This is a genomic window from Lentzea sp. NPDC051208, from assembly GCF_040682435.1.
GTDB lineage: Bacteria > Actinomycetota > Actinomycetes > Mycobacteriales > Pseudonocardiaceae > Lentzea > Lentzea kristufekii.
In genome coordinates this window covers 21,317-41,792 of the sequence record NZ_JBFBAW010000016.1, presented here as the reverse complement: position 1 = coordinate 41,792, position 20,476 = coordinate 21,317, and the positions used below count along the sequence as shown (strand labels likewise).

The window sequence follows — 20,476 nt, the reverse complement described above, 5'->3', positions numbered from 1 at the left end:
GCGGGGTTGCGGGTACCAGCGACCCCGCCCTTGGCGTGTCTACAGAAGTTCCCCGGGGCCAAAGGAGAGGACCTGTGAGCGAAGAAGGTAGCCACGGCTACAGCCGGGTGATGCTCAAGCTCGGTGGCGAGATGTTCGGCGGTGGTGGCGTCGGTGTTGATCCCGACGTGGTCCAGACAGTCGCCCGGCAGATCGCGGCCATCCACAAGTCCGGCGTGCAGGTGGCCGTCGTGATCGGTGGTGGCAACTTCTTCCGGGGGTCCGAGCTCCAGCAGCGCGGCATGGACCGGTCGCGCGCCGACTACATGGGCATGCTCGGCACGGTCATGAACTGCCTGGCGCTGCAGGACTTCCTCGAGCGCGAGCACGGCATCGACACGCGCGTGCAGACCTCCATCCAGATGACGCAGGTCGCCGAGTCCTACATCCCGCGCCGCGCGATGCGCCACCTCGAGAAGAAGCGCGTCGTGATCTTCGGCGGTGGCGCCGGCCTGCCGTACTTCTCCACGGACACCACGGCCGCCCAGCGCGCGCTGGAGATCGGCTGCGAGATCGTCCTGATGGCCAAGGCCGTCGACGGCGTCTACACGGCCGACCCCAAGATCGACCCGGACGCGCTGATGTTCGACAACATCACCCATCGCGAGGTGCTGGAGCGCGGTCTCAACGTCGCCGACGCCACTGCGTTCAGCCTCTGCATGGACAACAACATGCCGATCCTCGTCTTCAACCTCCTCACCGAGGGGAACATCGCGCGCGCGGTGCGTGGTGAGAAGATCGGAACCCTGGTCAGCACCCCCGGTGGCCGCCCGGCCTTCTAGACCTGGTGGGATCTCTCCAGGACCGGGAATTGGGCACGAAAACGCAGAGCAAGGAGCAGTCGTGATCGACGAGACCCTCCTCGACGCCGAGGAGAAGATGGAAAAGGCGGTTTCGGTCGCGAAGGAGAACCTCTCCTCCGTCCGAACCGGTCGTGCGACTCCCTCGATGTTCAACCGCATCCACATCGACTACTACGGCTCCATGACGCCGCTGAACCAGATGGCCAGCATCACGGTCCCCGAGGCGCGGATGGCTGTCGTGAAGCCGTACGACGCGGGCCAGCTGAACGCCATCGAGAAGGCGATCCGGGACTCCGACCTGGGCGTCAACCCGAGCAACGACGGTTCGATCATCCGCATCGTCATCCCGCAGCTCTCCGAGGAGCGCCGCCGGGACATGGTGAAGGTCGCCAAGCAGAAGGGCGAGGACGCCAAGGTCTCCCTTCGCGGTGTCCGTCGCAAGGCGAAGGAAGAGATCGACCGGCTCGTCAAGGACGGCGAGGTCGGCGAGGACGACGGCGCCCGTGGTGAGAAGGAGCTCGAAGCTCTGACCCACCGCTACGTGTCGCAGGTCGAAGAGCTCGTGAAGCACAAGGAAGCCGAGCTTCTCGAAGTCTGATTTCCCTGAAGGTTCGCCCGGCCGAGTCGCGGCAGGCGTGATGGCCCTGGCCGGGCGGAGGTTGTGATGGGAGCACAGGTGGCAGGCGGTCCCGCGGACGTGCCCACGTCGAAACCGTCGCGCGCGGGACGTGACCTGCGGGCGGCGATCCTGGTCGGTGCGGGGCTCGGCGCCATGATCATCGTGTCGCTGCTGACCGTCAAGGAGACCTTCATCGGCATCGTCGCGGCAGCCGCGGCGGTGTCGACGTGGGAGATCGCGAACGCGTTCAAGAAGGCCGGCATCAACATCGCCCTGTGGCCGGCGCTGATCGGCGGCCAGGCGATCATCTGGCTGTCGTGGCCGCTCGAACGCTCCGGCATGATGACCGCGTTCGTGGTCACCGCCCTGGTGTGCATGATCTGGCGGTTCCGCGGCGGTTCCGACGGTTACCTGCGCGATCTGAGCGCCTCGGTGTTCACCATCGCGTACATCCCGTTGTTCGCGGCGTTCGCGGCCATGCTCGTCGTTCCCGAGGACGGCGCGGGTCGTGCGTTCGCGTTCATCATCGGTGTCGTGCTGTCGGACGTCGGCGGCTACGCGGCCGGTGTCTTCCTCGGCAAGCACCCGATGGCGCCGACGATCAGCCCGAAGAAGTCCTGGGAGGGCTTCGCCGGTTCGCTGACCGCGGGCGCGGTCGGCGGCGCGCTCACGGTGACGATGCTGCTCGACGGCCAGTGGTGGCAGGGCGCGTTGTTCGGCATCGCGCTCGTCGTCACGGCCACCGCGGGCGACCTGGTCGAGTCGCTGATCAAGCGCGACCTCGGCATCAAGGACATGGGCACGCTGCTGCCCGGCCACGGCGGCCTGATGGACCGGATGGACTCGCTCCTTCCGTCCGCGGTCGCCTCCTGGCTGCTGCTGCACCTCTTCGTGCCACCGCCCCTGTGACGTTTTCCGCGCAACGCCGCAAGTAGTGGTTGTGAGAGACCACGAGGTACTGGCGGCGTTCGAGCGGATCTACCGCGCCGACGTCGGCGCGATCACCCGGTTCTTCGCGCGCAGATGCACCGAACCGCAGTTGGTCCCGGACCTCACCGCGGACACGTTCGTCCGCGTGATGACGTCGTTCGCCACCTTCGACGCCAGCAAGGGCGAGGCCGGTCGCGTCGAAGGGTGCCAACGACGCGCCGGCCACGACGGCGGTGACGCGGTCGGGCAACAGGGCGGCGCACGCGAGGGCGTGTGGTGCGCCGCCGGAGTGTCCGGCGACCGCGAACTCCGAGATGCCGAGCGAGTCGGCGATGTGCGCTACATCAGCGGCGGCGGAGGCCTGTACCCACGTCGTACACACGCAGTACGCGATCGCCATACGGCAGGTCTACGGGCCGTACATCGTCAACGGGCTGGAAATCCACGTATCAGCCGGTTTCCTCGCGGGCTTCGAGCACCAGGCGACGGTTCCCGAGAGGCGCGTCCAGGCGGACCGCCAGTGGCACCTGACGGACCTCCTGGCTGCACAGGGTGCCCGGAGGCTGCTTGGTGATCGTGACCAGCGTGATCTGGACGACGTCCGCGGACTGCCCGGTGATTTCGGCGCGGGCTTCCTTGCAGCCACCGCCCACGCCGAAGACCTCGACGTCGCGGCCGTCGCCGAAGACGTAGACCTCGTCGCGGTAGGCGTCTGATCGCGACCGTTCCCGACGCCATCATGCCGAACGCCGTGCTGGCGATCGGCATGATCGCCGGAGGCGACGGCCTGATGGAGGGCCTCGCCATGGGCCAGTATCCCGTCGGTCAGGTGCCGACCTGTCTGAAGTACACCCCGCTGGCGCCGGGACTGATGCCCCCCACGTTCCCGGGCTAGTCGTCGAACGGGTCGTCGATCCCGGTGCGCGGCTCGGCTTCGATCTGGCGGGACGGGTCGATCACGGAGAAGGCCATTCCCGCGTGGTCCTCGACGACGGTGATGCGTCCGAACGGGGTGTCATAGGGCTCGACGGTCACCCGGCCGCCGAGCTCCAGCACCCGGTACGCCACCGAGTCGGTGCCGATCTCGGGCGCGGCGTTGAAGTACACCATCCAGTGGGAGCGCTCCCCGTACGGGAACTCGCGCCCCATCTTCTGGCGGCCGATCACCTCGGTGCCCTCGACGGACCATGACGCGTAGTCCAGCCGGTGCCCGTCGCCGATCTGCGTGATGTCGTAGTGGCACAGCTCGCCGAAGAACTCGTCGGCCGCCGCGCCGTCACGGGTGTTCAGCTCGGCCCACGCGTAGGCGCCGTGCCCGCCCGTGCCGAACCGCCAGTCCGGTGGCACGTGCCGGAACCCGACGACGGCGCCGGTCGGGTCGGCGATCACCGTGCTCTGCGTGTGGTCGGCGGCGTCCTCGGGGTTGCGCAGCACCGACCCGCCGAGGTGGAAAGCCTTCTCCGCGGTAGCCCGCGCATGGGGTGTGACCAGGTATAACCGCCACGCGTCCGGATCACCCTGCGGTAACCCGGCGACGGGGACGCCGTCCACCATCGCCACCGTGTAGCCGTCGTCGTCGGCGTAGTGCCAGCCGAACAGGCCGGTGTAGAACTCGATCGCGCCCTTGAGGTCGTCGACGGTTCTCTCGACCCAGCACGGACTTCCGGACAGCAACGGCGCGAGCTGGGGCGTGTTGGGCGCGATCGACACTGCCGCCTCCTGCAGGGGAAAGAGATGCCAACACGCTACGCCGTGATTGGACGAATTCGTACGGTCACAGGCAAATGGAGGTCCTACAGTGTCCGCGTGAGGGGATTCGTGCGGGCGGCGTGGAACGCGGTGCGTCCAGCAGACGTCGTGCCCAGTCCGAACATCTGGCACTGGCCCGACGTGTACGAGGTGGAGAACCGCGCGCAGGACGTCCACGGCGCGATCTGGGCAGCGTTGAGCGAAGAGTGTCCGTTCGCTGACCGGGACGTCGTGGACGTCGGCTGCGGCGACGGCTTCCACCTGCCGCTTTTCGCGCAGGCGGCGAAGTCCGTCACGGGCGTCGAACCCCACCCGCCCTTGGTCGTGCGCGCCAAGCACCGCGTGGCCTCACTGCCGAACGCCCGCGTCGTTTCCGGTCCGGCACAAGGGCTCCCGCTCGACGACGCTTCGGCCGACCTGGTGCACGCCCGAACGGCGTACTTCTTCGGACCGGGCTGCGAACCGGGACTGCGCGAGGCGGACCGCGTGCTGCGGCCGGGCGGCGCGATCGCGATCGTCGACCTGGACGGCTCGGCCGCTCCGTACGGGCCATGGCTGTGCGCCGACGAACCGCGCTACGACCCGGCCGTGGTCGAGAAGTTCTTCGCGGACAACGGGTTCTCGCTTCGCCGGGTGACCGCGGAATGGCGTTTCGAGAAGCGCGAGGACCTGGAAGCGGTGTTGCGCATCGAGTTCTCCGCGAAGGTGGCCGAACGGGCGATCGCGTCCGTGAACGGACTGAGTTTCCCGGTCGGCTACCGGTTGCACGTCCGGCACAAGCCGACCGGGTTGATCGTCTGATGCGGCGGGAAGCCTCCGCGAAGCCTTCCCGCCGTTCGTTTCAGTGCTGTGGCTTCGGTGAGGGACCGCCGACGAACCCGTTACCGCTGCTGGTCGAGGCCGACCGGGCTGCCACGCCCGCGGAGGCAGGTGCTGACTCGAAGGTGAAAGTCACCTCGTCGGCACTGCGGTACATCACCACGACTTTGCCCGTGCTCAGCGCGACCATCGACGGCTCGGTATCCGTCGGCCACGCGTTCCCGGTCCGGGAGTCGGCCAGCTTCGTCCAGCCTGCGAACGGCCCGTCCTGTGCCGTCTGCTTGTGGTGTACACGAGTGACGATCACGATCGACACCGACGGGGCGGTAGGGGACAGGACCGATGCGCTGGCAGCGACCGGCGGGCACGAGTTCTGGATCGTGGACGGTCACAAGAGCCGCTGAACGATCGCCGAGGACTTGATGGCCGGTGACGACCTTCGAACCGATGACGGGACGACCGTCGAGGTGGTCGGTACGTCAGTGCGTGTGGAATACCAGGTAGCCATCTCCGAGATGTGGGCGAGCATGAGCTCGAACCGGGCGGTCAGAGCCAGGGCGCAGAAGCTCGCCGACGGGATGCCCTGACCGAGTAAACGAACGGAAGCCCACGTGTTGCCTGATTCGAAGCTGGAAATCGTCGAGTGCGGCGAACTCGTGCAAGACGGTGACGACGTTGCTCAGGAGGAGGCGGAGCGGCGATGGAACCGCTATGTCGAACTGGCCGACGGGGTCACCGGAGGTGAGGGCATCGCTGGAGTGGCGGCTCTCGTCGCTTCGCTGACCGCGGAGGAGGACTACGGTGCCCATCAGGCTGTCTACGGGGCTTTGGCGAGATTCCCGCAGGCTGACTTCGGAGCAGGAGTGGCCGCGGCGGCCAAGGACCTGGTTGCACTGCCGCGGGACAACAGCGGCAACGTGCTGCTGATCCTTGTCCGATCCGGATCGGTCGCTGTGCGGGCCTTCGATACTGCGGTTCAAGCCGCGGATCCAAAGGCCCGGAATTCCGTTCGTGCCCTCATCGAATTGCACGAATCCGAGGAATGGCTTTCAGCGGAAGGAGATCGCGGCGTCCTTCTCCAGCCTCGGGACTGCTCCGGCGCGGGATCTCGACGGGACCCGCGCTGAAGCCACGCACACGCACACGCACACGCACGATCGGCGTTCGAACAGGTGATCCGGTACGGGGAAACCCATCTCGCCGGGAGTGGTGGCACGTCGCCGCGGACTAGGCTCGGGTTCGTGGAGAAGCGAAACGCAGGCAGGTTGAACCGCCAGGTCGGCGTCGTCGGGCTGGGTTGCTGGCAGCTCGGCGCCGACTGGGGCGAGGTGGACGAGAGCGACGCTCTCGCGTTGCTGCACGCCGCGGCCGACACGGGGGTCGACTTCTTCGACACCGCTGACGTGTACGGCGACGGTCGCAGTGAGACGCTCGTCGGGCGGTTTCTGAAGGAGCGCAAGGACGACGGGATCTTCGTCGCCACGAAGATGGGGCGGCGGCTGCCGGCACAGGTCGCTGAGGGGTACTCGCGGGAGAACTTCCTCGCGTGGAACGACCGGAGCCGCCGCAATCTGGGTGTCGACACGTTGGACCTCGTGCAGCTGCACTGTCCGCCTACCGCGGTCTACAGCCGTGACGAGGTGTACGACACCTTGGACGAGATGGTCGAGCAGCAGCGGATTGCCGCTTACGGCGTGTCCGTGGAGAAGGTCGAGGAGGCGCTGGAGGCCATCCGGCGTCCGCACGTGGCCAGCGTGCAGATCATCCTGAACGCGTTCCGGCTCAAGCCTCTCGAAGAGGTGCTGCCCAAGGCGGCCGAGGCCGGGGTCGCGATCATCGCGCGGGTGCCGCTCGCGTCCGGGTTGTTGACCGGGAAGTACGACAAGGCGACGACTTTCGGTGCGGACGACCACCGCAACTACAACCGCAACGGTGAGGCCTTCGACGTGGGCGAGACCTTCTCCGGGGTGCCTTACGAGGTCGGCCTGGAGGCTGTCGAGCGGCTCCGGCCGCTGGTGCCGGAGGGTGCCACGATGGCGCAGTTCGCGCTCCGGTGGATCGTGGACCAGTCCGGCGTCACGGTGGTGATTCCCGGTGCCCGCAACGTGGAGCAGGCGCGGGCGAACGCGCAGGCGGCGCAGCTCGAGCCGGTGGACGGCAAGGCCGTCGCCGCGGTGTACGACGAGCTGATCCGGCCGCACGTGCACGAGCGGTGGTAGGTCACTCCTCGGCGAGGATGGCGTACAGCTTGCGCCGCAGTTCGTTGTAGAGCTCGGCCGCGCGGGTCTTCTGCTCGGGCGTGCCCGCGTGGGAGATCTGCTCCATCGCCGCGCCCAGCAGCCGGACCGATGTGCGCAGTTCGCCGTCTACCGGGTCGAGCTGGATCTCGATGTCGCGCCAGGGCGGGGCCGTGTGCTCCGTCCTGCCGTGTTCGGTGAGGGTGAACAGCTTCTTGCCTCCTTCTTCCAGTGCGGAGACGAGGCCTTCGTCGGCGAGCATCTGCAGCGTCGGGTAGACCGAGCCGGGGCTCGGGCTCCACGCGCCGCCGGTGCGCCTGGCGATCTCCTGGATGATCTCGTAGCCGTGCATCGGCCGTTCTGCCAGCAAGGACAGAACCGCCGCCCGGACGTTGCCGCGCCTCTGGCGGCCGCCCCTGCCGCCGCCTCCGAAGGGTCCGTGGCGGTGCCTGTGGTGGTGATCTCTGTGGTGTGGTTTCATCATCATGTCGCTAACGATATATCGGAACCTATCGCGATGCAACGGTCTTGTGTTGGTGAAGTTCGTGGGACACTAGATGTGCTATGACCTCGCTTCCCCTTGTCTTCGACGCGCCCAAGCGCGGCCTGCCGCCGCGCCACCTGGTCGACCTCTCGCCCGCCCAACGTGCGGAAGCCGTTGCCGCGCTTGGTGAGAAGCCGTTCCGGGCCAAGCAGCTGTCGAACCACTACTTCAGCCGCCTGACCGTCGACCCGGCCGAGATGACGGACATCCCGGCGACCACGCGCGACAAGCTGGTGGCAGACCTGATGCCGCCGTTGTTCACGGTCGTGCGCAAGGTCACTGCCGACGAAGGCACCACGTCGAAGACGCTGCTACGCGCACACGACGGCACGCTCATCGAGTCCGTTCTCATGCGCTACCCGGACCGCGCGACGCTGTGCATCTCGTCGCAGGCCGGCTGCGGCATGGCGTGCCCGTTCTGCGCGACCGGCCAGGGTGGCCTGCAGCGCAACCTGTCGACCGCGGAGATCGTGGACCAGGTGCGGATGGGTGCCGCCGCCATGCGTGACGGCGACCTGCCCGGCGGCCCCGGCCGGCTCTCGAACATCGTCTTCATGGGCATGGGCGAGCCGCTCGCGAACTACAAGCGCATCCTCGAGGCCGTCCACCGCATCTGCGACCCGGCGCCGGACGGCCTGGGCATCTCGCAGCGCCACGTGACGGTGTCGACGGTCGGTCTCGTGCCCGCGATCAAGAAGCTGACCGAGGAGAACCTTCAGGTCCGCCTCGCCGTGTCGCTGCACACGCCGGACGACGAGCTGCGCGACACGCTGGTGCCGGTCAACACGAAGTGGAACGTCGCCGAGGTGCTGGAGGCGGCGCGCGGCTACGCGGACAAGACCGGCCGCCGCGTCAGCATCGAGTACGCGCTGATCCGCGACATCAACGACCAGGGCTGGCGCGCCGACCTGCTCGGCAAGAAGCTGCGCAAGCACCTCGGGCAGCTCGTGCACGTGAACCTGATCCCGCTGAACCCGACGCCGGGCAGCAAGTGGGACGCCTCGCCGAAGCCGGTGGAGCGGGAGTTCGTGCGGCGGGTTCGCGAGCAGGGTGTCGAGTGCACCGTGCGGGACACGCGCGGGCAGGAGATCGCCGCCGCCTGCGGTCAGCTCGCCGCCGAGGGCTGAAATCGGTAGCTCGAACCGCTGACCAGGCTTTACCGTCCTCCACGATGAAACTCGAGGGGGAACGCTGGCGCACGATCGTCAGCACGGTGAGGCTGGGGCGGGACGAGTACCGGGTGGTGCGGCCGGCCCGGCCGTTGCGCCATGCGCCGTTGTACGAGGGGTACATGGGCGTTGAGGCGTGCGTGACCAAGTCGTCGGCGCTCGACATCACCATGGCCTGGGCGTTCGCGATGCGGTCGCCGCGCACGTTGGTGTACCTGCCGTTGCGGCAGAGCGACTGCGAGTGCCGTAGCGCCGACGGGCCTGCGCTGGACCTCGTGCTGTTGCACCACAGTCTTGGGTTCCGGCTGTCGAAGTGGACGGACGTGCGCGCCAGGCTCCGGGCCGGACGGCCGCACACCGTTGTCTGCCGGGGGTTGCCGGAGGAACGGCCCGCGCCCCGCTGGGACCGCGAGATGTTGAGCGGCGAGATCGTGGGCAGCACCGTGTTCGTCGTCGGCAGCAGGCCGACGTTCCAGGCCGGTGGGCAGGCGTTCCGGCAGCTCGTCGAAGACTGTCCCAGGCACATGCACGAGGCTCCGAGCACGCATTGCTGCGCTGAGGTCACCGCCAAGGACCGGCACTGGAACTGGCTGCACGTCGTGTACTGCGACGAGCACAGGGTCAGCTCGAGATCCTGACGGCGGGCAGGAGTTCTGGGACGCTCTCGGCCATGGGAATGATCTACGACTACTTCGTCGCGCCGTCCGACGCGGTCGCGGCCGCCGTGATCGACGACGGGCCCACCGGTCTGTTCAGGACGGTCGAGGCCAAGTGGCTCGATCCCCTCGTGGTGATGGGCACGCTGGAGGAGTTGCTCACCGGTCGTCCCTACACGGAGGTGGTCGCGGACCCGCGTTGGGGTCACGACGTGGCGCGGGAGAGTGACGGTGGGCCGCTGGTCCTCAGTGTCACCGACGGTCTCAGGGACGGGCTCGCCGGCATGGACGAGCCGATCGCCGTCGCCGCGGTCTGGTCGAGGACCGAAGAGCTGGACGGGTACGACCCCGCCGACCTGGCCTGTGCGCTGGACGAGCTCAAGGACCTGGCCGCAGAGGCGGTAAGGAGCGGCGAACAGCTCTACTGCTGGGTGTGCGTCTAGGGCTTCACCTCGGTCAGCACACCGGTCGCCACGGCGAACACGAAGCCGCGCACCGAGCCCTTCACCGACAGGAACGGGTTGCCGGTGATGCGACCGATCGGCTGGCACACGTCCGAGGCGATCAGAGCGGCTACCATGCGGCCTCGTGGGGGAGAACGCGAGGCTTGTCGCGGGCAGATACGCGATGCTCAAAGAGCTCGGCCTGGGTGGCATGGGGGTCGTCTGGCTCGCCGAGGACAGGGTCATCGGACGGCAGGTCGCGCTCAAGGAGCTGCGGACCACCGAGACCGAGCGGGTGTTGCGGGAAGCCCGTACGGCAGGCCGCCTGAACAGCCCGAACGTCGTCGGCATCTACGACGTCATCGTCGAGCACGGTGTGACGTACCTGGTCATGGAACTCGTCGAGGCACCCACGCTCTCCGAGGTCATGACGCGCAGAAGCCTCACCGAGGACGAGGTCGCGAACATCGGCCTGCAGACGCTCAACGCGCTGGAGGCGGCGCACGCGGCGGGCATCGTGCATCGGGACGTCAAGCCCAGCAACATCATGGTGCTGCCGGATGGACGCGTGAAGCTCGCCGACTTCGGCATCGCCCGCGCGATGGACGACCCGGGGCTGACGGCGACCGGCGGCATCATGGGCTCGCCCGGGTACATGGCGCCGGAGCTGTTCGCGGGCAAGCAGCCGTCACCGGCGAGTGACCTGTGGGCGTTGGGCGCCACCATGTTCCACGCCGTCGAGGGTCGTTCGCCGTTCCAGCGCGACACGACCGCGGCCACGATGCACGCGATCATGTACGAGGAGCCGGTCCTCCAGCGCACCAGGGGGCCGCTCGCCGACACGATCATGGCGCTGCTCAGCCAGGACGACACGCGCCGGCTCACGGCGGCGCAGCTGCGGGAGCGGCTCAGCGGTGCCACCACGGTGGTCAAGCCGCTGTCGCCGTCCGAGCAGACCGTCGTGATCGAACCCGTCACCGGCTACGTCACGCCGAACACGCCGACGCATGCGGACTGGGAGGACAAACCCCGGTCCCGCAAGAAGATCGGACTGTTCGCCGGCGCCGCGGCCGTGCTCGTGGTGATCGCGCTCGCCGCGGTGTTCGTCCTCAAACCACAGGGCCACCAAGGGGTTGCCGTCGCGCAGCAGAACATCGCCGCGGTGACGACCACGGCCCCGCCGTCCAGCCAGGCGACGAACAGCAGTTCCGCCGCGCCGAGCAGCAGCCAGGCGTCCAGTTCGGCACCTTCGAGCACGCCGAAGCCGAGCCAGGCGCAGGCTCAGCCCTCGCAGCCGACGACGCAGCCGAAGCCGCCGAGGCAGACGGTCGCGCTCGTCCGGCACATCAAGCAGGGCACGCCCTTCCACTTCACCGGCACGTCGGCCTTCGGGCCTCCCGCCGGCTTCACCGCCGAGAACACCGGAGGGCTCGGCAAGCTCCTGGTCAACCAGGAACCGGGCACGAAACTGCTGGTCGCCTGCCGCGTGAAGAACTCGGGGGACCACATGACGTCGCCGTGGCCGGACTGCGAGGGGCAGGACAAGCTCGGCAACCTCGGATACGTCTTCAACGACAAGCCGGCCGACGTCCCCGCCATGCAGCTCTACCGCTGCATCTACCAAGGCACGCACTTCGACTCGCTCGACTCGAAGTGCGAGGGCTACCAGCCGGAGTGGTCGTACGGCTGGGTCGTCACCGGGTGACAGCGGGCTCCAGGCCGACGGGTGCGGCGCTGTCGAACGTCTCGCGCGCCTCGGCGACGGTCTCGTAGTTCTTCTGCGCCCACGTCCGCAACGCGGCCAGCGGCTCGGTGACGCTGCGGCCGAGTTCGGTCAGCTCGTACTCGACGCGCAACGGCACCGAGGGATAGACCGTGCGCGTGATGAGCCCGTCGCGCTCCAACGTGCGCAACGTCTGCGTGAGCATCTTCTGGCTGACGCCCTCCAGCCGGCGCTTGAGCTCACCGAACCGCTTGGGTCCGTCCTCCAGGTCGCCGATCACCAGCGCCGTCCACTTCGACGCGACCATGTCCAGCAGGTCGCGGCACGGACACATCTTGAGGTAAACGTCCCTGATCACGACTAGTTTCTACCAGGTACCTAGTGCACAAAATAGTGCCTAATTGCTAACGGAGACCTGCTCTCCCATGCTTGACAGCATGCGAGCGATCATCCAGAACGAGTTCGGCGGCCCCCTCACCCTCACCGATGTCCCCAAGCCCGCACCACTTCCGACGGAGGTGCTGGTCAGGGTGCACGCGGCCGGCGTCAACCCGGTCGACTGGAAGACCAGCGCGGGCAGCGGCATGGCCGGGATGCAGACGTTCCCGTTCATCAACGGCTGGGACGTCTCCGGCGTGGTCGAGGAGGCCGGCTTCGGCGTCACGACCCTCAAGGCCGGCGACGAGGTCTACGGCATGCCGTGGTTCCCGCGCGCCGCGGGCGCGTACGCCGAGTACGTCACGGCCCCGTCCCGTCACTTCGCGAAGAAGCCGAAGAGCCTCACCCACGTCGAGGCGGCCGCGCTGCCGCTCGCCGCGCTCACCGCCCACCAGATCCTGATCGACACCGCGGACCTGCGGAAGGGCCAGAAGGTGCTGATCACGGCCGCGGCGGGCGGCGTCGGCCACCTCGCGGTCCAGATCGCGAAGGCCCACGGCGCGTACGTCATCGGCACCGCGCGCGAGCCCAAGCACGCGTTCCTGAAGGACCTCGGTGCCGATGAGGTGATCGACTACACCAAGGGCGACTACGAAGGCACCGACGTCGACCTGTTCGTCGACCTGGTGGGTGGGGCGTCACCGGCGGCGGTGCGGCCGGGCGGGTTGTTCGTCGGCGTGCCGTCCGGAGTGGACAGGCCCCTGCGCGACGACATCAGGACCAGCCCGATCCTGGTCGAACCCGACCGCGCGGGCCTGGAGGCGATCGCGGCGCTGGTCGAGTCGGGCGAACTCAGGGTGCACGTCGACGCGACGTTCCCCCTGGCAGAGGCCGGAAAAGCACATGCCCTGGGCGGGACGGGCCGCACCCAGGGCAAGATCGTGCTGGAGACGCTCTAGCGGCGCCACGGCCTCTTGCTGCGCGCGGCGTCCCACAGCAGGAAGGCGATGATCGAGACCCCGGTGACGACGAGGAAGATGTCCTCGGTCTTGCCGTGGTGGTTGCCGATCAGCATCAGGAAGCAGAAGATCGCCGAGAGCCAGCCCGCGATGCGGGTGCCCTTGGGGAACGTGCCGTGCCAGCCCCACTCGTGCGACGGCTCCTCGTGAGGGTCGACGGCAGGACGCTTGTCCAGTTCCGAGGACGTAGCCACGGTTTCCTCCACTGCTCATCCGGATTACGAGGCCATCGTCGCACATGACGGTGAGCACGGAGGTGTGAGGTCGCGCGCGCACGACTGACGAGCGAGGTCGCACGGGTCTAGGCTCTTCGAGGCCTACCCGTTCGATCTTGCGAAGGCGCCGCGACTTGACCGGCTTCTCTCCCGCCGAGGGCTCCACCCCGGACACGTTCGCCCCCGTCGAGATCGGTCTCCACGGTGTGCGCAAGCGCTTCTCCGACCAGGTGGCGGTCGACGGCATCTCGCTCGACGTCCACGAGGGCGAGTTCTTCTCGGTGCTCGGCCCGTCCGGCTGCGGCAAGACCACGGTCCTGCGCATGATCGCCGGGTTCGTCGACCCCGACGAGGGCCGCATCGAGCTCGACGGCAACGACATGGTGGGCGTCCCTCCCCACCGGAGGGACGTCAACACCGTCTTCCAGTCGTACGCGCTGTTCCCGCACATGTCGGTGTGGGACAACGTGGCGTACGGCCTCAAGCGCAAGAAGATCCGCGGCGACGAGCTGAAGAAGCGCGTCGGCGAGCACCTCGAACTGGTGCGGCTGTCGCAGTTCGCCAAGCGCAGGCCCACGCAACTCTCCGGTGGCCAGCAGCAGCGCGTGGCCATCGCCCGTGCGCTCGCCGCCGGTCCGCGGTTGCTGCTGCTCGACGAACCGCTCGGCGCGCTCGACGCCAAGCTCCGCAAGGAACTGCAGATCGAGCTGATGCGCATTCAGCGCGAGGTCGGCACGACGTTCCTCTACGTCACGCACGACCAGGAAGAGGCGCTGGTCCTGTCGCACCGCATCGCCGTGATGAACGCGGGCAGGATCGAGCAGGTCGGGTATCCCGAGGACGTCTACGAACGGCCCGCGACCAGGTTCGTCGCCGGGTTCATCGGCACGTCCAACATCCTCGACGCCGAGGTGTCCGGTGTGGACGGTGGCCTGGTGTCGCTGACGGCTCCCGGCGCCACGAACCTGCGCGCCAAGTTCTCCGGCGGCGTCAGCCACGGCCGCAAGGTCGCCGCGACCGTGCGCCCGGAGAAGGTGCACCTGTTCAACGAGTCCGCCGAGCCGCCCGCCGGCTGGTGCGTGCTGCAGGGCGTCGTTCAGGACGTCGTCTACACGGGCGTGTCCACGCAGTTCGTGGTCGGCACCCCCGCGGGCGTGCTCACGGCGTTCGTGCAGAACGCCCAGCGCATCGACGACGCGGGCGCGCCCGGCCAGTCCGTGCGGATGGCCTGGGACCCCGAGTTCACCGTGCTGCTGGAGCCGGACGATGGCTGAGCAGGTCCGGATCGCCCGGCTGTGGGACGTCGACAGCCCGCGGGTGACCCGGCGCACGATGCTGGGCTCGATGGCGTTCTTCGCGCTCGCCGCCTGCGCGGTCGGCCCGGCGCCGACCGACTCCGGGGGCACGAGCGCCGGCAAGGCCGTGAACCTGGCCGACGAGCCGAAGCTCAACTTCTACAACTGGACCGACTACATCGCGCCGGAAACGTTGCCGGGCTTCACGTCAGTGAGCGGCATCGAGGTCACGTACGACAACTTCTCGACCAACGACGAGATGGAAGCCAAGATCGCGTCCGGCCAGGCGGGCTACGACCTGGTGGTGCCGTCGGACAACTTCCTGCGCCGGTTCCTGCGGTCCGGCCTGCTGCAACCGCTGGACCACGACGCCATCCCGAACCTGCGCAACCTGGAACAGCGGTTCGTGGAGGCCGAGTACGACCCCGGCAACCGGTACTCCGTGCCGTGGGCCTGGGGCACCACGGGGCTGGCGTACTCGAAGTCGCAGATCGGTGGTGAGGTCACCGGCTTCGACGCCTACGACCTGCCGGACGCGCAGGGCCGCAGCTCGATCCTCGACGAGGCCCGCGACGGCATGGCGATCGGGCTGCTGAAGCTCGGCCACGACCCGAACACCACCGACGCGCGGCAGATCGACGACGCGGCGAACTTCCTGCTGTCGTTGAAGAAGAAGCTCGGCCAGATCACCTCCGACGTGATCGAACCGCTGACCTCGGGCCAGGTGCGGCTCGCGCAGTCGTACTCCGGCGACGCGTTCCAGGCGCGCGCCACCAACGACGACATCGGGTACGCCATCCCCGTGGAGGGCGGACTGTCCTACGTGGACCTGCTCGTCATCCCGAAGGACGCGCCGCACGCCGCCAACGCGCACCGGTTCATCGACTACGTCCTGGGCGCGGAGGCGGGCGCGGCGCTGTCCAACGCCGTCCGGTACGGCAGCCCCAACGCCGCCGCGAAGCCGTTGATCGACGAGGAACTGCTGAACGACCCGGTGGTCTACCCGCCGGACGACCAGCTGGCGAAGCTCCCGTTCACCAAGGACCTGGGCGGCGACGCCGAAGCGCTCTACGCGGACGCCTGGACGAAGGTCAAGACCGGCTGACCGGGAACGACCTCATCCCGCGGATCACCACCGAGTCGCGGAACGTCACCGGGCCGGTCTGCCTCAGCTCGGGCATCCGGCGGGCCAGCGCGCGGAACGCCACGTCGCCCTCCATGCGCGCGAGCGTCGCGCCCAGGCAGTAGTGGATGCCGCTGGAGAACGCCAGGTGCTCCGGCTTGTGCACGCGCATCACGTCGAACTTGTGCGCCTCCGGGTAGACCTCGGGATCGCGGTTCGCGGCGCCGATCAGCAGCGTCACCATCTCGTCCTTGCCGATCCGGTCGACCTGCTCGTGCGCGATCCGGCTGGTCAGCTGCACCGGCGGCGCCCACCGCAGCGTCTCCTCGACCACGGACGGCGCGAGGTCCGGATTGGCCTTGAAGAGCTTCCACTGCGAGGGGTGGTCGAGCAGCGCTCGGGTGCCGTTGCCGATCAGGTTCACCGTGGTCTCGAAGCCCGCGACCAGCAGCAACACCAGCGTGCCGAGCATCTCCTGCGCCGTGAGCTTCTGCTCGGCCTCGGCGGCGACCAGCGAGCTGATCACGTCGTCACCGGGCGTGCGGCGGCGTTGCGCGATGAGCCGGTCGAACAGCGCGAGCACCTTGTCGTTGGCGTCGGCCATCTCCTGCGTCACCCCGGAGTCGAACGACGCGGCGACGAGCGCGCCGTAGTCGGCGAACTCCGCGGTGTCGGAGTCGGGGATGCCGAGCAGGTCGCTGATCACCGAGATCGGCAACGGCGCCGCGAAGTCCGCGATCAGGTCGAACTCGTCGCGGTCCAGCAGCGAGTCGGCGACCTTCTCGACGCGCGCCCGGTACTCGTCGATCTTCTTCGGGCTGAACGCCGGCGTGGCGATCCGGCGCAGCCGCGTGTGGTCCGGCGGGTCGAGTTCCAGGAACGACTCGGGCAGCAGGCTCGCGTTGCTCGGATAGCTGCCGTCGGCGAACCTGACGCCGAACCGCCGGTCGCGCAGGATCTTGCTGGCCAGCGGGTGACTCGTGGTCAGCCACATGCCGCCGTCGTGCGTCAACGGCCCTTGCGCGCGTAGCCGCTCGTAGATCGGATGCGGGTCTTCATGGCCGGTCAGCTGTTCCAACATTCGCTACCCCCTCGAACACCGTGGTGAGCACGAACCGGGGAGCGTCCAACGGCGCGAGACGGCCGTAGCTGATCGCTTCCCAGGCGTTGAAGAGCCCGGCGTAGAGGGTGTGCAGGATCCACCACGCGGGCAGGTCACGGCGCAGCTTGGTGCCCTGCAGCCGGGTGATCAGGTCGAGCACGGGCTGGTCCATCGCCTCGATGCGGGTCCTCAGCTCCTCGTCGCGCTCCAGGCCGGGGAAGCGGAGCAGGAACTCCACCCGCGGGCCGAGCGCGACCAGGCGGGTGATGAGGTCCTCGATCGCGTCGTCGCTGCCGTAGTCCACCTGGCACGCCACCGAGTCGATCAGGTCGAGCGCGTCGCTCGCGACGGCGCGGACCAGCGCCGTGCGGGTCGGGAAGCGCTTGTGGAGTGTGGTCCTGCCGACACCGGCGGCCCGCGCGACGTCGCCCAGGGACGCGGTCGGGTCCTTGAGCAGCACGGACGTCGCCGTCTGCAGCAGGTGAACACTCATGTTCACAACGGTACATGAATGTTCGCATGGCAGGATGTGCTCCCGTGCTCCGACGCTGGCTGAAGGCCAACGCCCTCCTCGCCCCGACCGGCCTCTGGCTGGGGTTCTTCCTGATCGCGCCCCTCGTCGTGGTCGTCGAGTTCAGCTTCGCGACGCGGCACACGGGTGTCGCCCGCGCGGTGCTGCCGTGGACGGTCCAGGCCTACCGGACGGCCCTGGACCCGGCGTTCCTGCCGATCTTCGGCCGGACCCTGCTGTACGCCGGCGCGACCACCGCCGCGTGCCTGCTGCTCGGGTTCCCGCTGGCGTGGTTCATCGCGCGCTACGGCGGGCGCTACCGGACGGCGCTGCTCGCGGCGGTGCTGATCCCGTTCTGGTCGAGCTATCTCGCGCGGATCTACGCGTGGAAGGCGCTCCTGGACGGCGAGGGGCTCGTGAACACGGTGCTCGGGTGGGTCGGGCTGGACCGGGACGGTGGGTTCCTGCTCACGCACGGAGCGGTGGTCCTCGGTCTGACGTACGGCTTTTTGCCGTTCATGGTGTTGCCGCTGTACGTGGCGTGCGAGCGGTTCGACGTGCGGTTGATGGAGGCGTCGTACGACCTCGGGCACGGGCGGGTGTCGACGTTCTTCCGCGTGGTGCTGCCGGGCGTCATGAGTGGTGTGCTGGCCGGGTCGTTGCTGGTGCTGGTGCCCGCGGCCGGTGACTTCGTGACGCCGAAGCTGCTCGGCGGGGTGGAGCAGTCGACGTTCGGCTCGGTGATCGACGACCAGTTCCGCGGTGGCAACAACTGGCCGCTGGGTTCGGCGATGGCGGTGTTGTTGCTCGTGCTGGTGGTGTTCGTGCTCGTGGTGCGCGGGCGGCGTGGGGAGGACGTGCTGTGAACCGTCGTCCGTGGGCGCTCGGCGCTGTGGTGGCGCTGGTCTTCCTGTTCTTGTACGCACCGATCGCGTGGCTCGCCATCGCGTCGTTCAACTCGTCGCGGTCGTTGTCGCGGATCAGCGGGTTCTCGCTGCAGTGGTACGCGGAACTGGCCGATGACACGCGCGTGTTCGCTTCGCTGCAGCTGACGTTGCAACTGGCGTCGGCGTCGGCGGCGATCTCGACGGTGATCGGGACGTTGGCCGCGTTCGGGCTGCGGCGCGCGTTTCCCGGGCGCGGGCTGTGGACCGTGTTGCTGTCGCTGCCTCTCGTGGTGCCCGAGGTCGTCATGGGTGTCGCGATGCTGGGGTTCTTCGTGAAGCTCGCCGGTGTGCCCCTGGGGTTCGGGGCGCTGCTGTTCGCGCACGTGGCGTTCTCGCTGAGCTTCGTGGTCGTGGTGGTGCGGTCGCGGGTGTCCGGAATGGACGCCCGGATGGAGGAGGCCGCGGCCGATCTCGGGGCGTCGCCGTTCGTCGCGTTCCGGACCGTGACGCTGCCGCTGGTGGCGCCCGCCGTGGTGGCCGGTGCCGCGTTCGCGTTCCTGCTGTCGTTCGACGACGTGGTGATCTCGTCGTACCTGACCGGCGTCGGGTCGACGACGCTGCCGGTGTTCGTCTACGCGCAGGCGTCGAAGCGCGGTATCTCGCCGGAGATCGTGGCGTTGTCGACGCTGATGGTGGCGGCGACGGCGCTGCTGTTGATCATCGGTGTGGTGGTCGCGTCCTGGCGGGCGCGCAGGGCGGGATCCGTCACGCGGCTGGCCTAACTTCAAGTCAGGGCTGTATCTCCGCCCGCCTGCGGGTGACTTCTCCGGTGAGGGCCAACGGCATTCCTTGGGGGAGGAAGACGTGCCGCAGCTGCGCATCCACTTCACCGATCGGGACATCGCGCACACGGGGTTGAAACTCGAGACCGACCTGATGTGGGAGACCGTCAGCAGCGCCCAGATCCTGCGACAGGGGGAAGGGGACCTGTCTTTCGGACCGTGGCGCCGACATGTGCGCGAGCTCGCCGCACGCGACCCGGATCTGCGGATGGCGCTGCACACCGTGCTGATGGCTGCCCCGCACCGGCCGGACGACCTCGCCACCGCCGCGCTGCGCCAGGCTTTGCGCGTCTACCACCGGTGCCTGATCGAGCCGCACCTGCCGGTCATCGAGGACGGCCTGTGCACCGATGCGGCAGCGAGGATCCACCAGTACCTGCACGGCGGCCCGGAAGCACTGCTGAGCACGCTCGGGGCCGCGACCAGGTGGCATCCGCCCGTGCTGTCCGTCGACCATCCGGACGACCGCGACCTGCACCTCGGCGGGCGGGGTCTCACGGTGATCCCCTGCTACTTCGCCCTGCGCCACCTGGTCGCACCGGCGGGTCCGGTGCTGGTGTGTCCGATCCGGACCGAGTCCCGCCTCGTGGCCGGCGGGCGCGCGGGCGGTGACCAGGTGACCGCACTGCTGGGTGCCACGAGGGCGTCGATTCTGCGGTCGGTGGTCGGCGGGAACACCACCACCAGGCTGGCGAAGCTGGTGGGCGTGGCCCCCGCGACCGTGAGCCACCACACCGGTGTGCTGCGCGAGGCGGGGCTCATCGCCACCGAGCGCGAGGACAACTTCGCCCGGCACCTGATCACCCCGCTGGGACTGCGAGTGCTCGCGGCAGAACGAGGCTGAGGGCCACCGCGACAGCGTCCACTGCGGACACCGCCGGATGGCCCTCAGTCGTCAGCCGGTCACCAGCAGGTGTTTCCGGTGACCCACTTGTGGGAGCGGATCAGCACGTTCGGGAAGTTCGGTGCTTCCACGCCTCGCGGGATGTAGTAGGCGGTGCTCCCGGAGTAGTTCGCGCCGGGGTACAGGCACACCCTGGTGTAGGAGGTGCTGGCACCGGCGTTCTCGGCCGCCCGCACCGCACGGGTGCCCGACCACGAGCACCGGACGTCCCCGCCCTGCCAGTCGGGGTCGGCGCTGCCCCAGCTGCAGCGGCTGCTGCTGCCGTCGCTGACCGGCCACGCGCACATGTTGCCGCTGCCGCACGACAGGGCCTGGGCCGAGACGTCCGGCTGCGCCGGCGCACCCACCTCGGCGGGAACGCCCAGGTTGATCTCGACCGGCGTCGCCGCTGTCGCCGTCCCCAGCAACGACATCAGCGCCAAAGCGGCGGCGAACAGCACACACAACGCTTTTCTCATGTTTCCCCCTG

27 protein-coding genes and 1 pseudogene are annotated in these 20,476 nt (G+C 68.6%); 19 read left to right on the top strand and 9 right to left on the bottom strand.

Annotated features, from left to right (window positions below; all coding sequences use genetic code 11):
• Positions 1–74 precede the first annotated feature (74 nt).
• From pyrH to AB0M48_RS33005, 3 genes are all read left to right on the top strand, one after another.
• Positions 75–821 (top strand): UMP kinase, encoded by a 747-nt coding sequence (pyrH, locus tag AB0M48_RS33015; protein ID WP_266042912.1) that lies wholly within the window; start codon positions 75–77, stop codon positions 819–821.
• A 61-nt stretch (positions 822–882) separates the two neighbouring features.
• On the top strand, positions 883–1,440 hold the full coding sequence (gene frr, locus AB0M48_RS33010) for a ribosome recycling factor (RefSeq protein WP_363849411.1): 558 nt from the start codon (positions 883–885) through the stop codon (positions 1,438–1,440).
• Between the two features lie 66 nt (positions 1,441–1,506).
• A complete protein-coding gene (locus AB0M48_RS33005) occupies positions 1,507–2,370 on the top strand; it encodes a phosphatidate cytidylyltransferase (RefSeq protein WP_363849409.1) in 864 nt (287 codons plus the stop codon).
• A gap of 205 nt (positions 2,371–2,575) precedes the next feature.
• On the opposite strand, the pseudogene AB0M48_RS33000 reads toward AB0M48_RS33005, so the two are convergent.
• Positions 2,576–2,749 (bottom strand): annotated as a pseudogene (locus AB0M48_RS33000) (alpha/beta fold hydrolase); the annotation flags it as partial.
• Here AB0M48_RS33000 and AB0M48_RS32995 point away from each other — a divergent pair.
• Positions 2,706–3,107 carry a hypothetical protein gene (locus tag AB0M48_RS32995; RefSeq protein ID WP_363849634.1) on the top strand — a complete coding sequence of 134 codons (402 nt, stop codon included), beginning with the start codon at positions 2,706–2,708 and terminating at the stop codon, positions 3,105–3,107. The pseudogene AB0M48_RS33000 and the gene AB0M48_RS32995 sit on opposite strands and share 44 nt — an antisense overlap.
• A gap of 23 nt (positions 3,108–3,130) precedes the next feature.
• Positions 3,131–3,286: a hypothetical protein gene (locus AB0M48_RS32990; protein ID WP_363849408.1), complete on the top strand. Its 156-nt coding sequence runs from the start codon at positions 3,131–3,133 to the stop codon at positions 3,284–3,286.
• Here AB0M48_RS32990 and AB0M48_RS32985 read toward each other — a convergent pair.
• A complete protein-coding gene (locus AB0M48_RS32985) occupies positions 3,283–4,101 on the bottom strand; it encodes a VOC family protein (protein WP_363849406.1) in 819 nt (272 codons plus the stop codon). The genes AB0M48_RS32990 and AB0M48_RS32985 overlap by 4 nt on opposite strands.
• Before the next feature lie 96 nt (positions 4,102–4,197).
• On the opposite strand from AB0M48_RS32985, the gene AB0M48_RS32980 reads away from it, so the two are divergent.
• The 4 genes from AB0M48_RS32980 (at position 4,198) to AB0M48_RS32965 (ending at position 7,178) form a co-directional block, all read left to right on the top strand.
• A complete protein-coding gene (locus AB0M48_RS32980; protein WP_363849405.1) occupies positions 4,198–4,941 on the top strand; it encodes a class I SAM-dependent methyltransferase in 744 nt (247 codons plus the stop codon).
• Positions 4,942–5,084: 143 nt separating this feature from the next.
• Positions 5,085–5,363, top strand: coding sequence for a hypothetical protein (locus AB0M48_RS32975; protein ID WP_363849404.1), 279 nt, complete (start codon positions 5,085–5,087; stop codon positions 5,361–5,363).
• Between the two features lie 207 nt (positions 5,364–5,570).
• On the top strand, positions 5,571–6,086 hold the full coding sequence (locus tag AB0M48_RS32970; protein ID WP_363849403.1) for a hypothetical protein: 516 nt from the start codon (positions 5,571–5,573) through the stop codon (positions 6,084–6,086).
• 114 nt (positions 6,087–6,200) lie between these two features.
• Positions 6,201–7,178 (top strand): aldo/keto reductase, encoded by a 978-nt coding sequence (locus AB0M48_RS32965; protein WP_319982421.1) that lies wholly within the window; start codon positions 6,201–6,203, stop codon positions 7,176–7,178.
• Between the two features lies 1 nt (position 7,179).
• Here AB0M48_RS32965 and AB0M48_RS32960 read toward each other — a convergent pair whose 3' ends face one another.
• Positions 7,180–7,566, bottom strand: coding sequence for a PadR family transcriptional regulator (locus tag AB0M48_RS32960; protein ID WP_319982420.1), 387 nt, complete (start codon positions 7,564–7,566; stop codon positions 7,180–7,182).
• Positions 7,567–7,760: 194 nt separating this feature from the next.
• Between AB0M48_RS32960 and rlmN the strand changes: the two genes are divergently transcribed.
• Genes rlmN through AB0M48_RS32945 form a run of 3 tightly spaced genes read left to right on the top strand, consistent with a single transcriptional unit; the run spans position 7,761 to position 10,008 of the window.
• Positions 7,761–8,867: a 23S rRNA (adenine(2503)-C(2))-methyltransferase RlmN gene (gene rlmN, locus AB0M48_RS32955; protein ID WP_363849400.1), complete on the top strand. Its 1,107-nt coding sequence runs from the start codon at positions 7,761–7,763 to the stop codon at positions 8,865–8,867.
• Positions 8,868–8,911: 44 nt separating this feature from the next.
• Positions 8,912–9,547: a hypothetical protein gene (locus AB0M48_RS32950; protein ID WP_363849399.1), complete on the top strand. Its 636-nt coding sequence runs from the start codon at positions 8,912–8,914 to the stop codon at positions 9,545–9,547.
• A 32-nt stretch (positions 9,548–9,579) separates the two neighbouring features.
• On the top strand, positions 9,580–10,008 hold the full coding sequence (locus tag AB0M48_RS32945; protein WP_363849397.1) for a hypothetical protein: 429 nt from the start codon (positions 9,580–9,582) through the stop codon (positions 10,006–10,008).
• On the opposite strand, the gene AB0M48_RS32940 is transcribed toward AB0M48_RS32945, so the two are convergent.
• Entirely contained in the window at positions 10,005–10,145 is a 141-nt protein-coding gene (locus AB0M48_RS32940) for a hypothetical protein (RefSeq protein ID WP_363849395.1), read from the bottom strand. The two genes, AB0M48_RS32945 and AB0M48_RS32940, sit on opposite strands and share 4 nt — an antisense overlap.
• An 8-nt stretch (positions 10,146–10,153) precedes the next feature.
• Between AB0M48_RS32940 and AB0M48_RS32935 the strand changes: the two genes are divergently transcribed.
• Positions 10,154–11,713, top strand: coding sequence for a serine/threonine-protein kinase (locus AB0M48_RS32935; RefSeq protein ID WP_363849393.1), 1,560 nt, complete (start codon positions 10,154–10,156; stop codon positions 11,711–11,713).
• Here the strand turns inward: AB0M48_RS32935 and AB0M48_RS32930 are convergent.
• Positions 11,703–12,065, bottom strand: a complete 363-nt coding sequence (locus AB0M48_RS32930) for a helix-turn-helix domain-containing protein (protein ID WP_363849622.1) — start codon at positions 12,063–12,065, stop codon at positions 11,703–11,705. The genes AB0M48_RS32935 and AB0M48_RS32930 overlap by 11 nt on opposite strands.
• Before the next feature lie 103 nt (positions 12,066–12,168).
• Between AB0M48_RS32930 and AB0M48_RS32925 the strand changes: the two genes are divergently transcribed.
• Positions 12,169–13,068, top strand: coding sequence for an NADP-dependent oxidoreductase (locus AB0M48_RS32925; RefSeq protein WP_363849391.1), 900 nt, complete (start codon positions 12,169–12,171; stop codon positions 13,066–13,068).
• Here the strand turns inward: AB0M48_RS32925 and AB0M48_RS32920 are convergent.
• Positions 13,065–13,322 carry a DUF2631 domain-containing protein gene (locus AB0M48_RS32920; protein ID WP_363849389.1) on the bottom strand — a complete coding sequence of 86 codons (258 nt, stop codon included), beginning with the start codon at positions 13,320–13,322 and terminating at the stop codon, positions 13,065–13,067. The genes AB0M48_RS32925 and AB0M48_RS32920 overlap by 4 nt on opposite strands.
• Positions 13,323–13,477: 155 nt before the next feature.
• On the opposite strand from AB0M48_RS32920, the gene AB0M48_RS32915 reads away from it, so the two are divergent.
• Positions 13,478–14,617 (top strand): ABC transporter ATP-binding protein, encoded by a 1,140-nt coding sequence (locus tag AB0M48_RS32915; protein ID WP_363849388.1) that lies wholly within the window; start codon positions 13,478–13,480, stop codon positions 14,615–14,617.
• A complete protein-coding gene (locus tag AB0M48_RS32910; RefSeq protein WP_363849386.1) occupies positions 14,610–15,743 on the top strand; it encodes a spermidine/putrescine ABC transporter substrate-binding protein in 1,134 nt (377 codons plus the stop codon). Before AB0M48_RS32915 ends, AB0M48_RS32910 begins: the two co-directional genes overlap by 8 nt.
• Here the strand turns inward: AB0M48_RS32910 and AB0M48_RS32905 are convergent.
• Together AB0M48_RS32905 and AB0M48_RS32900 are read right to left on the bottom strand one after the other, a co-directional pair.
• Positions 15,730–16,842: a cytochrome P450 gene (locus AB0M48_RS32905; RefSeq protein ID WP_363849384.1), complete on the bottom strand. Its 1,113-nt coding sequence runs from the start codon at positions 16,840–16,842 to the stop codon at positions 15,730–15,732. The genes AB0M48_RS32910 and AB0M48_RS32905 overlap by 14 nt on opposite strands.
• Positions 16,817–17,356, bottom strand: a complete 540-nt coding sequence (locus AB0M48_RS32900; protein ID WP_363849383.1) for a TetR/AcrR family transcriptional regulator — start codon at positions 17,354–17,356, stop codon at positions 16,817–16,819. Before AB0M48_RS32900 ends, AB0M48_RS32905 begins: the two co-directional genes overlap by 26 nt.
• Before the next feature lie 44 nt (positions 17,357–17,400).
• Here AB0M48_RS32900 and AB0M48_RS32895 point away from each other — a divergent pair, with 44 nt between their 5' ends.
• The 3 genes from AB0M48_RS32895 to AB0M48_RS32885 all read left to right on the top strand — a co-directional run bounded on the left by AB0M48_RS32895 (position 17,401) and on the right by AB0M48_RS32885 (position 19,947).
• The gene (locus AB0M48_RS32895; RefSeq protein ID WP_319982410.1) at positions 17,401–18,240 is read left to right on the top strand and encodes an ABC transporter permease; all 840 of its coding nucleotides are present in this window, start codon (positions 17,401–17,403) and stop codon (positions 18,238–18,240) included.
• A complete protein-coding gene (locus tag AB0M48_RS32890; protein ID WP_363849381.1) occupies positions 18,237–19,043 on the top strand; it encodes an ABC transporter permease in 807 nt (268 codons plus the stop codon). The genes AB0M48_RS32895 and AB0M48_RS32890 overlap by 4 nt, the downstream gene beginning before the upstream one ends.
• Before the next feature lie 82 nt (positions 19,044–19,125).
• On the top strand, positions 19,126–19,947 hold the full coding sequence (locus AB0M48_RS32885) for a helix-turn-helix domain-containing protein (RefSeq protein WP_363849379.1): 822 nt from the start codon (positions 19,126–19,128) through the stop codon (positions 19,945–19,947).
• A gap of 59 nt (positions 19,948–20,006) precedes the next feature.
• Here AB0M48_RS32885 and AB0M48_RS32880 read toward each other — a convergent pair whose 3' ends face one another.
• Positions 20,007–20,465, bottom strand: coding sequence for a hypothetical protein (locus AB0M48_RS32880; RefSeq protein WP_363849377.1), 459 nt, complete (start codon positions 20,463–20,465; stop codon positions 20,007–20,009).
• Positions 20,466–20,476 lie beyond the last annotated feature (11 nt).